Genomic DNA, 15,496 nt, shown 5'->3' on the forward strand with positions numbered 1-15,496 from the left:
CCGATGGCCCTCCTCGCCCGCACCCCGGCACCCGGCCTGGACGAGAGCGTGCGACTGGACCCGGCGTGCCCCCTGCGCGTCTCGCACGCGCGCGGACCGCTGACCCTCGCCGTCGTCTCGATCGCCTGGGTGCGCGCGCGGGCCGAAGCCGACCGCGCCGCGCTCCAGGCCCGGCACCTCACCGAAGAGGAGCGGGCCCGCGCCGCCGACCTGGCCGTGCCCAAGCGGCGCGTGGAGTGGATGGCCGGACGGCTCGCCGTCAAGCACGGCGTCAGCGCCTATCTGCGGCGGCACAGCGGGGTGTGCGTGCGCACGCGCGACGTCCGTGTCGGCGCGGTGGCGGGCGGCATCCGCGCGGGCAAACCCACCGTCGACGCGCCCGTGGAGGTGGGCCTGACCCACTCGGGCGACCTGGCCGTCGCCGCCTGCGGTCCGCGCGCCGTCGGCATCGACCTCGAACGCACCCGCCAACTCCCGCGCCCGCTCGCCGAGTTGCTCACCACCGCCAACCCGGACTGCCCGGCCCTCGACGCCATGCCGCTGCCGCTGCGCTGGGCGTGCAAGGAGGCCGTGCTCAAGCACTTCGGCTTCGGCCTGCGGGTCGACACGCGCGAGGTCGAGCTCACCGGCTGGCGCCCCGACGGCCGCTTCTCCTGGCGCGCGGGACCGGGCCTGCGGCGCCACGTCCCGGCCGTGGACGCGCTGCGCCTGGACAGCTGGGCGCGCGAACTCGACGGCTACTGCCTTTCCCTCGTGTGGAGCTGAGGAGAGCGACACCCATGACAGCTGACTGGACCGAAGCGCCCGGGACGCCCGCGCCCGCCCTGCCCACGGAACCGGACTTCGGGACCGCCGTCGGCGAGGCCGTGCGGGTCGCCGCGCGCAGCCCTTCATCGCACAACTGCCAGCCCTGGGGCGTGGCCTGGGCCCGCGGGGGCGAGGCCCGCGCCGCCGCCGCGCGGGCCGTGGCCGGGGCCGCGCCCGCCACCGCGTACGCGGGCGGGAACGGGGCGGCGGGCGGACCGGGGGCACCGGGCGCCGACCAGTACCTCGTCCTCGCCCTCGACCGCGAGCGGCGGCTGCGCGCGCTGCCCGCGCTGCACGTGGAGATGCTGGTCAGCTGCGGCGCGTACGGGCAACTGCTGCTGCGGGCGCTCGGCGCGCAGGGGTGGACCGTGGCCGGGCTGCGGTTCGCGCCCGGCGGCCTGGCGGAGCCGTCGGCCGCGGCCTGGCCGTGGGCGGCGCCGGGCCCCGCCGACTGGCCGCGGACCTGGGCGCCGCTGTGCGCGGCACGGCTGCGCCACGAGGCCGGGGGCGCGGTCGAGGACCTGCGTGCCCTGCGGGCCACCGCGGCGGCCCGCCGCACCCACCGCGCCCCCTGCCGCCCGCGGCCCGTCGCGCCGGACGTCCTGGACCGGCTCGCGGCGCCGACGGACACCGGCCTCGCGCGGGACGCGGACGTCGGCGTGCTCCATCTGACGTCGGATGACGACCGCGCCGCACTCGCCGCCTTCGTCGCCCGGCACGCCGGACGGGATTTCAGCCACGGCCCCGCCTGGCGCGAGACGCACTCGTACCTGCGGTTCAGCGCGGCGGACGCGGCCGCGCGCGGGGACGGCTTCACGCTCGCGGACCTGTTCGGACCGCTGTCCCGGCCGCACGAGTGGGCGCGCAGGATCGCGCTCGCGCCCACGACGATGCGCCTGCTGCGGCACGTCGGCTACCCCGGTCTGCTCGCCCGGCAGCTCGCGCGCATCGTGCGCCCCACGCCCGCCCTCACCGTCCTGAGCCTGACCGGTACGCGTCCGCCGACGCTCGCGGACGGTGTCAAGGGCGGGGCACGACTGGCCGATTACTGGCTGGGCGCCACCGCGGCCGGACTGGTCCTGCACCCCATCAGCGCCGTCCTTCAGCACGACGACCTGCGGCATTCTCTGGAGGATCGGTTCCGCATTCCGGGACGGGCGATTTTCCTCAGCAGGCTGGGTCACCCCGGCACGGAAGCGGCGGGAGTATCGGGGTTCCCGCGCTCACACCGCCGCCCCGCACACGCGCCCCTGCGGACGATCTGAGATTTGACCCACGACGTTTCGAGCCATTTTCATGCTTCTTCCATTAAAGCTCGCCCAGATGCCAGTTGCGCGCACATACTGTTGCAGTGCGGACGGAATATTCCGCACCCACGTGCCTGCGTCGATTCCGGAGGGGAGACGCGGCGGCCCGGGGTGAAGTGCACCATCGAACAACAGACTGGTTCGATAGCGCGCAGCAGCGACGAGGGGTACCCGAAGGCACATGGTCGTGTCATTCAAAAGGGGGCGGCGAGATGGGGCACTGCTGCAAGGGGCACCTGCCGGACGCGGGCACGAGGCCGGTGCGGCCGGCCCGCCCGGACGTGATGCCGTGACGCGTGATGCCGTGACGAGTGGCGCGGCCCGGTCAGCCCGGTGCCGCGATCCGCGCCCGGACGAGATGCGGTGAGGCGGCGAGGCATGAAGATCCGCGTCCTGGTGTGCTGTGACGAGTCGATCATGTCCGCCGCGATGCGCGCGCTGCTCGACCAGCAGCCCGACATCGAGGTCATGGGCTTCACCACCGGCCGTGAATCCGCCGCGGCCGTCGCCGAGCTCGCGCCCCACGTCATGATCGTGGTGGCGCCCGCGCTCGGCTTCGAGAACAAGAGCGAGCTCGCGGAGCTCGCCGCCCTGACGAAGATCATCCTGATCACCAAGGCCGAGTCCGCGCACCGCTCCGTCGAGGCCCTGTGCATCGGCGTCCGCGCGGTCCTGGCCCCGGACTCCTCGGCGGACGACCTGATCCACGTGCTGCGGACGGTGAGCGCGGGCGCCACGATGGTGATGCCCGCCGCCGCCCGCCGCACCCTGGAGCACCTGCCGCAGCAAGGGCTCTCCCGCCGCTCCGCGCGCATGGCGGCGGAGCTCACCCCGCGCGAGTCCGAGGTGATGCTGCTGCTCGCCCAGGGCAAGTCGAACGCCGAAGTCGCCGAGAAACTCTCGGTGTCCATGGCGACCGTGAGATCCCATGTTCACCATGTGCTCCGAAAGCTGGGTGTCGGCACACGCGCCCAGGCCGTTGCCATTGCTTATGAAACCGGATTGATGGCGGCAATTGGGCGGACCGCTGAATTCCGCGGCCAAGAAGGGTGAACGGGGCGGGCGCCCGCATCCGGGAGCCGCGCGCTATTCACCGGAGGCCGTTTCACCGCTCCCCGGGGCCGATGCCGTCGGCCCGTTAAATCATTTGGCCCGGTATCCGGAACCCACCCGTTCACCGGACCACTCGTCGACCACGGCGGCCATCTTCTCGAAATCGGCGACAAGCCTGCGGAACGGTTCCGACCGCATGTCCCGCTCGAAGTCCCCCCTGCTGGTCACCTCGATGATCTCGAAGTACTCGGCGGGGCCGCCGCCCTCGCCGGGCGCGCGGCGCTGCACGCCGAACGCGCGCACGGCGGGCAGTTCAGGACAGGTCGCGTAGTCCACCTCCCGCACCCAGGACTCGAAGCGCTCCGGCGCCACACCGTCGTGCAGCCGGATGCGGTGAACGATGACCGCCATGGTCGGGTCTCCTCTCGGTGGCCTGAACTCTGGGTGCCCTGGACTTCTACGTGTCCCGGACCGCCGGGTGTCCTGGAGGTGCGGTCCGGCTCAGCGGCGCGCGCCGCGGCGGCTGCCGCCCAGGCCGAGCGCCCGCGCGATGTTGTTCTTCTGGATCTCATTGGTACCGGAGAAGATCCGCGAGGGCAGCGCGTCCCGCAGCAGGGTCTCCGCCTCCCCGCTCAACACCCCGAGCGCGCCCCGCAGTTGCACGGCGTCCAGGCCGACCCGCACGGCCGCCTCGCTCACCGCGAGCTTGGCGAGCGCGGGCGCCACCTCGTCCTCGCTGCCCCGTGAGAGGCCCCACGCCGCCCGGTACAGCAGGAGCCGCGCCGACTCCACCGCGAGCGTCATGTCGACGAGGCGATGGCTCACCGCCTGGAAGCCGCCGATCGGCACCCCGAACTGCTCGCGCTGTCCCGCGTACGCGACGGTGGACTCCAGGACCCGCCGCATCGCGCCGAGGTAGGCCGCGAACAGACAGGTGCGCTCCCACTTCATGGAGCCCGCGAACACGCTCGCGCCCGCGCCCTCGGCGCCGAGCACGGCGTTCGCGGGCACCACGCAGCGGTCCAGGCGCACATCGGCCGTCGGCGATCCGCGCAGCCCCACCTTGTCGTACGGCGGACCCACGCTGAGGCCGGGCGTGTCCGCCTCCACGACGAACGCGGTCAGGCCGAAGAACCCGCCGCCCGGCGCCGTCGCGGCCTGCACCACGAAGACGTCGGCGACCGGCGCGTTCGTCGTGAACGCCTTCGCGCCGTCCAGGACGTAGGAGTCGCCGTCGCGCACCGCGCGGGTGCGCAGCGACAGCGTGTCCGAACCGGCCTCCGGCTCGGTGATGCCGTGCGCCGCGATCCGCTCGCCCGAGCACAGCGCGGGCAGCCAGCGCCGCTTCTGCTCCTCGGAGCCGAACTCGGCGATCGGCATCACCGCCGCGAACAGGTGCGCCGCCACGGAGAAGGCGAACCCGGTGTCGGGGCAGCCGTAGCCGAGCGCCTCCATCACCGCGGCCGCCGTCACCGCGTCGAGTCCGCTGCCGCCGTAGCGCTCCGGTACGACGCTGCCGACCAGGCCCTGTTTGCCCGCCAGTTGCCAGCGCCGCCGGAAGCCCTCCGGGTCCAGGGCCCCGTCCGGCGGCGGGTCGGCGAGCTCGCGGCGCGCGAACCGCTCGACGGCCTCACGCATGTCCTCGGTGTCGTCGTCGAAGGCGAAGTTCATCGCGGTCCGGACCCCTTCTCGCGGTTCTCGCGGCTCTCACGGTTCTCGTAGTGATCGTGACTCTCGTAGTGATCGTCGTGCTCGTGGTGCGTGGCGTGCGCCGGGTCCTCTTCCACGAGGACGTGGTAGTTGATGCCGCCGGTGCCGAAGGAGCTGACGGCCGCGCGCCGCGGCCTGCCGGGCGGGCGCGGCCACGGCTCGGCCCTGGTGGCGATCTCGGCCGGGATGGCGGCGAGGCCGAGCGCCGGATTCAGGGTGCGCAGCAGTGTGTTGGGCGGCAGCGTGCCCGCCCGCAGCGCGAGCAGCGTGCGCAGCAGGCCAGCGCTGCCGGCCGCCGCGAAGGTGTGCCCGAAGAACGACTTCGCCGAGCCGATGCGCAGCGCGCCCGCGCGCGGTCCGCCCGCGTACAGGCGGGCCGCGGCGGCGACCTCGACCCGGTCGCCCACCTTGGTGCCGGTGCCGTGCGCCTCCAGGTAGTCCACGGTGCAGGGCTCGAAGTCCACCTGGGCGAAGGCGCGTTGCATGGCCCGCACCTGGCCCTCGACGTCCGGGGCGATCAGCGACTTGGCGTCGTTCGACGCGCCGACGGCACGGATCACCCCGTGGACGGTGTCGCCGTCGCGCCGCGCGTCGTCGTACCGCTTCAGGAGGAAGAGCCCGCAGCCGTCGCCCGGCGTGAATCCGTCGGCCGCCGCGTCGAACGGCGCGTTCCTGCTGTGCGAGAGCAGCCCGAGCGCGGAGCACAGCACCATGTCCCGGGTGGTGCAGGCCAGTTCGACGCCGCCCGCGACGGCGAAGTCGGCGGCGCCCGAGCGCAGCGCGCCCACGGCGACGTCGAGGGCGGCCAGGGAGGACGCGCAGGCGGCCTCCACCGCGAGCGGCACCGCGCCGAGCCCGTACTCGTTGGCGAGCAGCGCGGCGACGCCGCTGGCCAGACAGCCGTCGAGCAGGGCGGGCGACGGCTCGGCCGCGCCGCGCGCGGTCCGCTCGCGCAGCCGCTCCAGGAGCTTCTTCTTCCGCAGCGCGGAGAGCCCGGCGAGCGCGGGCAGCGCCGCGACGGTGTCCTCCAGGCCAGCCAGGACGAGCTCGGTGTGGGCGCGCCGCTCCTTCGTCAGGCCCAGGGTGGTGCCGACGGCGACCACCCCGCGGCCGGTGAGGCCCCGCCGCCCCGCGAACAGCTCCGCCGCGACGTCCAGGGCGAGCCGCTGCGCGCCGTCCATCGCCGCGTACCGCAGCGGAAGGACCGCCAGGTCGTCCGGCGGCTCGTCGGGGACCGGCACGTGGCCGCCCTGGTCGGTGTACGAGTGGGTCAGGCTGAGCGCGCCGGGGGAGTGGTACAGGTCCCGGTCCAGGACGTCGTCGGGCACGGGGCCGAGCCGCGTCCGGCCCGAGTCGACGACCTGCCAGAACGCGGCGGCGTCGGGCGCCCCCGCGAACCGCCCGCCGAACCCGACCACCGCGACCGGCACCGGGCGCGACACCGCGCGCGGCCCGCTCCGGGAACGGGCGCCCGGCCCGGCCGGGGCGCGGCCGCGGTGCTCTTCGAGGACGAGATGACAGAAGGTCCCCGTCAGCGACGCCCCGTGCACCACGGCCCGGCGCGGCGCCTGCGGGCCCGCGACCCACTCCTCGCCCGTGCGGGCCCGCCGGAAGGGCGCTCCCGTCGGCGCTCCCATCGGCGCCCCCGCCGCCGCCCCCACCGGCTCCCCGTCGTCGGGCGGCGGGTCCGGGTAGCGGCGCGCGTGCAGCGCGCGGGCGACCCTGCTCACCGAGGCGAGCCCCGCGTGGGCGAACGCCCGGCCGTCGCCCGCGCCGAGCACCACGGTCCCCGGCGCCCGCCCGGCGTGCAGCCGCGCGAGGGCCTCGTGTTCGGCGGCGGCCTCCCGGGCGACCGCTGAGCCCGCGCACTCGACGTACTGGACGGTGTCCGGGGCGGCGCCCGCGGCGCGCAGCGAGTCGGCGGCGGCGTCCTGCCGCAGCGCGACGGAGTGCGAGTGCCGGAAGCAGCCCGGACGCGGGTCGTGGCGCAGCGTGCAGTCGAGCACGGTGGCGTAGACGCGGTCCCCGTCCCGCACAGCCGTGGCGAGCCGCTTGAGGAGCACGGCCCCGACGCCCTCGGCGAGGTCGCGCGTCCCGTCGGTCTCCGCCCCGCCGGGGCCCGGCACGCCCTTCGCCGCGAGCGCGTCGGCGACGAACGGGCTCTCGCGGCGCTGCCCGGCCAGGACGAGCACGGCGTCCGACGCCCGGGCGCGCAGCTGGTCCGCCGCGTGCGCGAGCGCCACGAACGACGTCGCCTCCGCGGACTCCACCGCGAGCGTGCGGCCGCGCAGCTTGAAGGCCGCGGCGATCCGCGCCGGGATCGTGCTCGCCATCTCGCCCACCCGGTCGTGCGGCGAACCCCCGAGGCGCGGCGCGAGCTGCCCGCGCAGCTCGGCGGCGGCCCGCGCGGCTTGGTCAGGAGCCGCCCCCGCCGCACGGGCGGCGCGCTCCAACTCCCGGGCGTACCAGGGGAGTTCTATCCGAACGGCGTTGGCGTGCTGCCGGTCGAGGGCGAAGCACAGGCCCGTCACGACGTCGGTGCGCTCGGCGGGCAGCGGCCGCTCGGGGTGGCCCGCGTCCGCCAGGCAGCGGCGGGCGGCCTCCAGCATCAGGAGCTGCATCCGGTTCATGGACTTGGCCTGCATCGGCGGGATGCCGAACCGGGCGACGTCGACCACGACGCCGTCGAGCCCGTCCGGGTCGAGCTCCGCGATCCCCACGATGGCGAGGGGCTCGCCGGGCCGCGCGGGAGTGGCCCGGCGGGCTTGCCGATCGGACGTCATGTCGTGGCTGCTCCTGCGCTTGTCGGGGTCCCGCCGGGAAGCGGGAGGGAAATCGCGGGCGATTAGGGGGCACGCCGCGAGAAACGCCGGGGAAGGCCTCGCGGGCACGTCGGGTGAAAGCGGTTGACACCGTGGTTGCCGCTGTGGCGGATGAGACGTCAAGGAAGTGATGAAGGAGACGTCAAGGAAGTGACGGATGAGATGCCGTGGACGTGACGGAAGAGGCACCCAGAAAGAGGCGGGAATGTGTTTGAGAGGTGGCGGAAGTGTGTTTACGAGGCGGCGGGGACGGTGGACAGGGAAAGGGCCGGGTCCTGCGACAGGATTTCCGTGTGGCGCCGCTGGAGCACGATTCCGGGTTGGACGCCCAGCTCCTCGTCGAGCCGCCGGCGCGTCACGTGGAACAGCTCCAGGGCCTCCGCCTGCCGCCCGGTGCGGTACAGGGCGAGCATGAGCAGCTCGCAGAAGCGTTCGCGCAGCGGGTGCTGGGCGACCAGGCGGCGCAGCTCGGCCACCGCCCGCGAGGCGTCGCCGACGGCGAGGCGGGCGCGGATCAGGTCCTCCCGGACCGTGAGCCGCCGCTCGTCGAAGAGCGCGGCGGCGCCCCGGCAGCGCAGCCCGTCGCCCGCGTCGAGCAGGGCGGGCCCCTGCCACAGTTCGAGTCCGGCCTGGAGCAGCTCGATCGCCCGCTCCGGGCACACGTCGAGGGCCGCGGCACCGCGCGTGGCCAGGTCGAGGAACGTGTTGCCGTCGACGCAGCCCGGGGGCACGTCGAGCAGATAGCCGCCGCGCACCGCGCGCAGCAGCGTCGTGCCCCGGGGCCGCGCCTCGTGGCCGTCGAGCACCTTGCGGAGCCGGGTGGCGTGCGCCTGCAGTGCGTTGCGGGTGTTGCCGAGGGGCTGGCCCGCCCACAGCTCGTCCGCGAGATCCGCGTGCGAGACGGCCCGGCCCGCGTCGAGGGCGAGTGCGGCCAGCATCGCCCGCACCTTGTTGGCCTGGATTCCGTGGCGTTTTCCCTCTGTGGCCACTGAAACCGGTCCCAGGATATTGATGTGCATGTCGTTCCTCCCCCGATGGACAGCAAAAGGTGTCAGTGGGCGGAAAAGGTTCCGTGGGGCGACGAAGAAAGTCGCCTCCCGGAGAAAGCCCGCGGGTCAGGACGGAAGAAGACTCAGGAGCACCATCAGCCCCACTCCTTTTCGGTTGCGTACGAGTTTCCCAGGAACGGGAGTGCGGTGCCATCGATCGCCTGACGGGTTTCCCTGACGAATACCGCACCGATTTCCGGAGTGCCGGATCGGCCATCCGTTGAGACGCGCCGGCGGGCGCCTCAACGGATGGCTGCCGGAGGCGGAGCTTCCGGCTCTCTGGACAAGACATTGAACGAGCGTTTAGTCTGCTGTACATGCGTTCAATGCCCGATGGCCGCACCACCCGGGCGGTCATCCGAGACGAGGCCCTGCGGCTCTTCGCCGCCCACGGCCCCGACGTCGTCACCGTCCGCCAGATCGCCACGGCGGCGGGAGTGTCCCCAGGGCTCGTCGTGCACCACTTCCGCTCGAAGGACGGTCTGCGCCAGGAGGTCGACCAGCACGTCCTCACCGTCTTCGAGCAGCTGCTCGGCGAGCTGACGGCGGACGAGGGGCCGGACCTGCTCGAGGAGCCGAGGTCGGCGACGGCCGGCTCGCTCGGCGAGGTCTTTCTGCGCCATCTGCCCGTCGGGTCACCGCTGCCCGACTATCTGCGCCGGCTCCTGTTGTCCGACACCGAGGCGGGCCGCGGCCTGTTCCACCGGCTGTACGCGATGAGCAGGGAGACCCTCGACGACCTCGCCGAGTCCGGCGTCGCGTCCCGGGGCGCGGACCCACAGGTGCGCGCTGCCCTGCTGCTCGTCAACGACCTCTCGGTCTTCCTGCTGCGGGACCAGCTCACGGCGGTCCTCGGCGTGGACCCGCTGTCGGCGATGGGCCTGGCCCGCTGGGGCCCGGAGCTCCTGAGCATCTACGCGGGCGGGTTGAACGCGGAGCCCACAGCACCGGAAGCAGAAGGAGGCCAGGCATGACCACAAGGCCGGAGCCCGCACTCACCGCCCGGGACATCCACAAGGCGTTCGGCAAGCACCAGGTCCTGCGCGGCGCCGACCTCACGGTCGAACCGGGCCAACTGGTCGCCGTGGTCGGCGAGAACGGCGCGGGCAAGTCCACGTTCCTCAAGGCCATCGCGGGCACCCTCCCCGTCGACCGGGGCGAGGTCCGGCTCAGCGGCGAACTCGGCTACTGCCCGCAGGACCCCGTGCTCAACGCCAACCTCACCGTGGACCAGCACCTGCGGTACTTCGCCGCCGCCCACCGGCTGACCGGCCTGGGCCGCGCCGACGAGCTGGTGGACCTCCTCGGGTTCGACAAGTACCGCGCCACGGCCGCGGGCGACCTGTCCGGCGGCACCCGGCAGAAGCTCAACCTCACCCTGGCCCTGCTGCACGACCCGGACGTCCTGCTCCTCGACGAGCCGTACCAGGGCTTCGACTGGGAGACGTATCTGCGCTTCTGGGACCTGGTCGACACACTGCACCAGCGGGACAAGGCCGTCGTCGTGATCACTCATCTGGTCTTCGAGCAGGAGCGGTTCGACGTCCTCGCCGACCTCGTCGACGGCCGCCTCGCGCCGCGTACGACCGAGCAGGAGCAGGAGCAGGAGCCCCGCCATGCCGCAGTTTGACGTCTTCACGGACCGGCCGCTGTACGGGCAGTTCCCGACCGCGCTGCGGTTCTCGGTGCGCGAGCAGAGCCGCAACCGCCTCGCGGCGCTGCTCCTCGCGCTCTTCGTGCCGGTCTGGTACCTGCTGATGACCTCGATCGCCGGGCACAAGGCCCTGGACTTCAAGCTGTATGCCACGGGCGAGATGCTGCACGTCGACGGCAAGCACATCACGCTGATCACCGCGGGCCTCAACTCGCTGACGATGATCTCCGGCTTCGTCGTCTTCGACGCGGTGCGCAAGGCGCTCGCCTTCGACAAGCGCCTCGCCTTCGCCGGGTACCGCCAGTCCACCCTGATCGGTGCCAAGATGCTGGCCATCGGCATCGTCGCGGGCACGATCGCCCTCTACACCGCGCTCGCCCTGCTGCTCTACTGGCGCCCCGGGTTCACCGGCTGGGCCACGATCCTCGCCGGATTCCTGGCCATGACCCTCACCTACGGCTCGCTCGGCCTGGTCCTCGGCGTCCTGGTCAAGAACGACCTGGAGGGCTTCTTCCTCATCATCATGGGCGGGCTCACCGACACGTTCCTGCAGAACCCGCTCGGCAACCCGGCCGCCAACAAGCCGGTCCTGCAGTACTTCCCGTCGTTCGGGCCGATGCAGTTCTCCGTGGGCGGTTCCCTCGGCGACACCGTCCTGTGGCGCTATCTCGGCCTCGGCCTGGCCTGGGCGGCGTTCTTCGCCGTCGTCGGCCTGGTCGTGTTCCACTTCAGGACCCGGAGCCGCCGTCCCACGCGCTGACGGCTCCGGGGCCCGGCGTCCCTGCGCCGCTCAGGCGCCGGCCTGCAGCCGGCGCAGGGACGCCACCAGCTGGTCCACCTCCTCGGAGGTGTTGTAGAGCGCGAATGAGGCGCGGGCCGCGGACTCCAGGCCGTAGTGCGCGAGCGCGGGCTGCGCGCAGTGGTGGCCCGCGCGGACGGCGATCCCGTCCCGGTCGAGCCAGTCCGCGACCGAGGCCGGGTCGTGGCCCGCGAGCGTGAAGGTGAGCACCGCGATCCGCTCGGCCGCGGAGCCGATCACCTCAAGACCGGGGACCGTCGCCATGGCCTGCATCGCGTACGTCATGAGCGCGTGCTCGTACGCGGCGATGGCCTCCCGGTCGAAAGAGCGCAGCCAGTCGATCGCCGCCAGGAGCCCGACCACGCCGGAGATGTGCCCGGTGCCCGCCTCCAGGAGGTGCGGCATCGGCGCGAACGTCGTCCGCTCGAAGCTCACTGACTCGATCATGTTGCCGCCGCCCTGCCACGGGCGCATCAGCTCCATCGTCTCCGGCTTCAGATACAGCGCGCCGATGCCCGTCGGGGCGAACAGCTTGTGCCCGGAGAACACGTAGAAGTCCGCGCCCAACTGCCGCACGTCCACCGGCATGTGGGCCACCGCCTGCGCGCCGTCCACCAGGACCCGCGCGCCGTAGCGGTGGGCGAGCGCGGTCATCTCCCGCACCGGCGGCACGGTGCCGAGCACGTTCGACGCCTGGCTGATCACCACGAGCTGCGTGCGCGCCGAGAGCAGGTCGGAGTACGCCTTCTGGTCGATCTCCCCCTCGGGCGTGAGCGGCACCGGGACCACACGCGCGTGGGTCTCCTGCGCGAGGAGCTGCCACGGGACGATGTTGGAGTGGTGCTCCAGGACCGGGACGAGGATCTCGTCGCCGGGCTCGAGGACCGAGCGGCCCCAGCTCTGCGCCACCAGGTTGATCGCCTCGGTGGTGCCCCGGGCGAAGGTGATGTTCTCCGGGGACTCGGCCCCGAGGAACTCCGCGACCGCCGTACGGCCCGCCTCGTACAGCTCGGTGGCCTCGCGCGCCATGGTGTGCGCGCCCCGGTGGATGTTGGAGTTGGCCGCGCTGTAGTACGCGGAGAGGGCCTCGATGACCTGGCGGGGCTTCTGCGTGGTCGCCCCGTTGTCGAGCCAGACCAGGGGGTGGCCGTTCACCGTCCGGTGCAGGATCGGGACGTCCTTGCGGGCCTGCTCGGGGGAGAAGGCGCCGGGCGCGCTGGTGGCGGGCAGGGCCGACAGGGCGTCCTCGGGGGAGGCGGGCACCGCGGCCGGGACGGCGGGCGTCGCACCGGGCACGGCGGGCGCCTCGGTCACCGGGGCGGCGGGCATCTCGGTCACCGGGGCCGCGGGCACCGCGGTTGCCGTGGGCATCGCGGTCGCCGTGGGTGTCGCGGCGGCGGGCACGGTCGGCGCAGGTGTCTGCGCGGGGGCCGGTGCCGGTGCCGGTGCCCTGAGCAGTGCCCTGAGGTCGGGAACGTCAGGAGTAGTCATGGTAGTTGTTCACCTCGACGTTCTGGAGCACGGCGATGGCGTCCTCGACCAGGACCGCCGTGTTGAAGTACGCCGTCATCAGGTACGAGGTGATGCCCTTCTGGTCGGTGCCCATGTTCCGCATGGACAGACCGGGCTCGACCTCGTCGGAGACCTCGCCGGGGCGCAGGCCCACGACACCGCGGTCGGCCTCGCCCATGCGCATCAGGAGGATCTCCGTGGTGCCGACGGCCGCGGCGGAGCCGCTGGCGCCGTTCGCCCGCACGCCGTTGCTGAACGGCACCTTGTCGGACGGGATCAGCGGCACCCCGCGCCAGGTGAGCAGCGGGCTGCCGAACCTGCTGTCGGTGACCGGGGGCACGCCCCGCCGCGTACACTCGCGCCCGAACGCGGCGATGGCCTTGGGGTGCGCGAGGAAGTAGCTGGGCTGCTTCCACACCCGGGAGAGCAGCTCGTCGAGGTCGTCGGGCGTGGGCGAGCCGGTGCGGGTCTGCACGCGCTGGCCGGGCGCCACGTTGTGGAACAGGCCGAACTCGGGGTGGTTGAGCAGCGCCGACTCCTGCCGCTCGCGCAGCGCCTCGATGGTGAGCAGGGCCTGCTGCCGCGTCTGGTCGAAGTCGCCGCTGTACACGTCGTGGACGCGGGTGTGCACGCGCAGGATCGTCTGCGCGAGCGTCATGTGGTACTCGCGCGGAGTGTCCTCGTAGTCGACGTACGTGGCGGGCAGGTCGGGCTCGCCGACGTGGCCCGACGTGAGGTCCACCGGCACCTCGGCGCCGGGCCGGAAGCCGTTGCCTGAGGTGTACGCGGCCATGGAGGTGCGGACGCTCTCGTCGCGGTCGGCGAGCGCCGCGAGCGCGCGGCGCTCGGCGCACAGCGCGAGACCGGGGGTGAGGGCCTGCACGCGGTAGGGCGTGGACTCCTCGCGGGTCCAGGCGCCGAGGTCGAAGAACTGGCCGTCACCGATCACCTCGATGAGCTGCTCCTCGCCGTAGCGGCCGGTCACGCGCTTCTCGGCGCGGCCCTGCACGATGATCCACAGACGGTCGGCGGGGTCGCCCTCCTGCGCGAGGACCTGTCCGGACTCGAAGCGCACCTCGGTGAAGGCGTCGGCGAGTTCGGTGAGGCAGGACTCCTGGGCGTCGCGCAGATAGGGCAGTTCGCGCAGGTCGCCGGGGACGACGCGAGGTGAGCCGCCGTCGGTGTGGGTGGATATGCGGTCGTCGCCGAGGACGAAGGTGCGGCGGCGGTTGACGCGGTACACACCGGACTTGAGGTCCACCCACGGCAGCGCGCGCAGCAGATAGCGCGGTGTGGTGCCGAGCATCTGCGGCGCGGTCTTGGTGGCGGTCGCGAGCTGCCGTGCTGAATCGGGTGCGAGCGAAAGGCGGTCGTTCACGGGGACCTCCCAGAAGGGGAACGAAGACGAAGGGCGCCGAGCGGAGTCGGGCAGGGCCGATCGTCTTCTTGCAGTCCCGTGACCACAAGGTGTGATTTTTCAACTACTTTTGGTGTTCGGCCGGAAAAAACCGAACTTGGGAACCAATGGAGCGCAAGTCCGGCTCGGTACGGCGGGAATGTCCTGCCCCGCGCGCCCGGCCGGACACGTCCATCCGGCATATGCGTCTGAATTTGCCCCCTTGTCAGCGTTTCGCGACCCCTAAAGAGCCGCTTATGCAAGGGCTTGCGCGGAGTCCGATCAGCTCCGCTGGTGCGGGATCGCCACCGGCAGTTCGCCCTGCCGGACGGTCACGGTCCGCGTCGGCGCGGGGACCGGGATGCCCTCGGCCCGGTAGCGCCGGTGCAGCCGCTTGATGAACTCGTGCTTGATCCGGTACTGGTCGCTGAACTCGCCCACGCCCAGGATCACCGTGAAGCCGATCCGGGAGTCGCCGAAGGTGTGGAAGCGGATGGCGGCCTCGTGGTCGGGCAGGGCCCCGGTGATCTCCGTCATCACCTCGTCCACGACCTCGATGGTCACGCGCTCGACCTGGTCCAGGTCGCTCTCGTAGCCGACGCCCGCCTGCACCAGGATCGACAGCTCCTGCTCGGGCTGGCTGTAGTTGGTCATGTTGGTGCCGGCGAGCTTGCCGTTCGGGATGATCACGAGGTTGTTGGAGAGGTTCCGCACCACGGTGTTGCGCCAGTTGATGTCGACGACGTAGCCCTCCTCGCCGCTGCTCAGCCGGATGTAGTCACCGGGCTGCACGGTCTTCGCGGCGAGGATGTGCACGCCCGCGAACAGGTTCGCCAGGGTGTCCTGGAGCGCGAGCGCCACCGCGAGCCCGCCCACGCCGAGGGCGGTGAGCAGCGGCGCGATGGACACGCCGAGGGTCTGCAGGACGACGAGGAAGCCGATCGCGAGCACCACGACGCGCGTGATGTTGACGAATATGGTCGCCGAGCCCGCCACGCCGGAGCGCGACTGGGCCAGGGACTTCACGAGCCCGGCCACGATCCGCGCCGCGGTGACCGTCGCGGCGAGGATCAGCAGCGCCGTCAGGACGAGATTGACGTTGCGCCCGGTACGGGGCGTCAGCGGCAGCGCGGCGGCCGCGGCGGCCAGACCCGCGACGATCGCGGCGCACGGCACCAGGGCGCGCGCGGCGTCGACCATCACGTCGTCGCCGTTCCACCGGGTGCGGGTCGCGCGCACGCCGAGCCAGCGCAGCATCGCCCGGGAGAGCAGCGCGGCCGCGCTGCCGCAGACCACGGCGATCCCGGCGAACATCAGGTCGTGCAGGGTGAGGGCTCGGTCCATCAATGTGCTCCCGTGGTCGGCCGTTTCGCTCCGTGCCCGGTGG

13 protein-coding genes are annotated in these 15,496 nt (G+C 72.8%); 6 read left to right on the forward strand and 7 right to left on the reverse strand.

Going from position 1 to position 15,496, the window contains the following annotated elements:
* Positions 1-3 precede the first annotated feature (3 nt).
* From IG74_RS0124610 to IG74_RS0124620, 3 genes are all read left to right on the forward strand, one after another.
* Positions 4-765: a 4'-phosphopantetheinyl transferase family protein gene (locus IG74_RS0124610; protein WP_030681346.1), complete on the forward strand. Its 762-nt coding sequence runs from the start codon at positions 4-6 to the stop codon at positions 763-765.
* A 14-nt stretch (positions 766-779) separates the two neighbouring features.
* A complete protein-coding gene (locus IG74_RS0124615) occupies positions 780-2,072 on the forward strand; it encodes a hypothetical protein (protein WP_051855271.1) in 1,293 nt (430 codons plus the stop codon).
* A gap of 420 nt (positions 2,073-2,492) precedes the next feature.
* Positions 2,493-3,167 (forward strand): response regulator transcription factor, encoded by a 675-nt coding sequence (locus IG74_RS0124620; RefSeq protein ID WP_030681352.1) that lies wholly within the window; start codon positions 2,493-2,495, stop codon positions 3,165-3,167.
* Positions 3,168-3,257: 90 nt separating this feature from the next.
* On the opposite strand, the gene IG74_RS0124625 is transcribed toward IG74_RS0124620, so the two are convergent.
* The 4 genes from IG74_RS0124625 to IG74_RS0124640 all read right to left on the reverse strand — a co-directional run bounded on the left by IG74_RS0124625 (position 3,258) and on the right by IG74_RS0124640 (position 8,637).
* Positions 3,258-3,578 carry a RedY protein gene (locus tag IG74_RS0124625; protein ID WP_030681354.1) on the reverse strand — a complete coding sequence of 107 codons (321 nt, stop codon included), beginning with the start codon at positions 3,576-3,578 and terminating at the stop codon, positions 3,258-3,260.
* A 90-nt stretch (positions 3,579-3,668) separates the two neighbouring features.
* Complete coding sequence (gene redW / locus IG74_RS0124630) at positions 3,669-4,838, reverse strand: L-prolyl-[peptidyl-carrier protein] dehydrogenase (protein ID WP_030681358.1); 1,170 nt, start codon at positions 4,836-4,838, stop codon at positions 3,669-3,671.
* A complete protein-coding gene (locus IG74_RS0124635; RefSeq protein ID WP_051855276.1) occupies positions 4,835-7,660 on the reverse strand; it encodes a polyketide synthase in 2,826 nt (941 codons plus the stop codon). The genes redW and IG74_RS0124635 overlap by 4 nt, the downstream gene beginning before the upstream one ends.
* A gap of 272 nt (positions 7,661-7,932) precedes the next feature.
* Positions 7,933-8,637, reverse strand: a complete 705-nt coding sequence (locus IG74_RS0124640; protein WP_234334444.1) for an AfsR/SARP family transcriptional regulator — start codon at positions 8,635-8,637, stop codon at positions 7,933-7,935.
* Positions 8,638-9,065: 428 nt separating this feature from the next.
* On the opposite strand from IG74_RS0124640, the gene IG74_RS0124645 reads away from it, so the two are divergent.
* Genes IG74_RS0124645 through IG74_RS0124655 form a run of 3 tightly spaced genes read left to right on the forward strand, consistent with a single transcriptional unit; the run spans position 9,066 to position 11,162 of the window.
* The gene (locus IG74_RS0124645; protein ID WP_030681366.1) at positions 9,066-9,722 is read left to right on the forward strand and encodes a TetR/AcrR family transcriptional regulator; all 657 of its coding nucleotides are present in this window, start codon (positions 9,066-9,068) and stop codon (positions 9,720-9,722) included.
* Positions 9,719-10,378, forward strand: coding sequence for an ABC transporter ATP-binding protein (locus IG74_RS0124650; protein ID WP_030681369.1), 660 nt, complete (start codon positions 9,719-9,721; stop codon positions 10,376-10,378). The genes IG74_RS0124645 and IG74_RS0124650 overlap by 4 nt, the downstream gene beginning before the upstream one ends.
* On the forward strand, positions 10,365-11,162 hold the full coding sequence (locus IG74_RS0124655) for a hypothetical protein (protein WP_030681372.1): 798 nt from the start codon (positions 10,365-10,367) through the stop codon (positions 11,160-11,162). The genes IG74_RS0124650 and IG74_RS0124655 overlap by 14 nt, the downstream gene beginning before the upstream one ends.
* 30 nt (positions 11,163-11,192) lie before the next feature.
* Here the strand turns inward: IG74_RS0124655 and IG74_RS0124660 are convergent, their stop codons facing one another.
* The 3 genes from IG74_RS0124660 to IG74_RS0124670 all read right to left on the reverse strand — a co-directional run bounded on the left by IG74_RS0124660 (position 11,193) and on the right by IG74_RS0124670 (position 15,453).
* On the reverse strand, positions 11,193-12,692 hold the full coding sequence (locus IG74_RS0124660) for a cysteine desulfurase (protein ID WP_037825996.1): 1,500 nt from the start codon (positions 12,690-12,692) through the stop codon (positions 11,193-11,195).
* The gene (locus IG74_RS0124665) at positions 12,679-14,091 is read right to left on the reverse strand and encodes a family 2B encapsulin nanocompartment shell protein (protein WP_030681376.1); all 1,413 of its coding nucleotides are present in this window, start codon (positions 14,089-14,091) and stop codon (positions 12,679-12,681) included. Before IG74_RS0124665 ends, IG74_RS0124660 begins: the two co-directional genes overlap by 14 nt.
* 300 nt (positions 14,092-14,391) lie before the next feature.
* Positions 14,392-15,453, reverse strand: a complete 1,062-nt coding sequence (locus tag IG74_RS0124670; RefSeq protein WP_030681379.1) for a mechanosensitive ion channel family protein — start codon at positions 15,451-15,453, stop codon at positions 14,392-14,394.
* Positions 15,454-15,496 lie beyond the last annotated feature (43 nt).

This window comes from Streptomyces sp. NRRL B-1347, from assembly GCF_000720325.1.
In the GTDB taxonomy this organism is placed as follows: domain Bacteria; phylum Actinomycetota; class Actinomycetes; order Streptomycetales; family Streptomycetaceae; genus Streptomyces.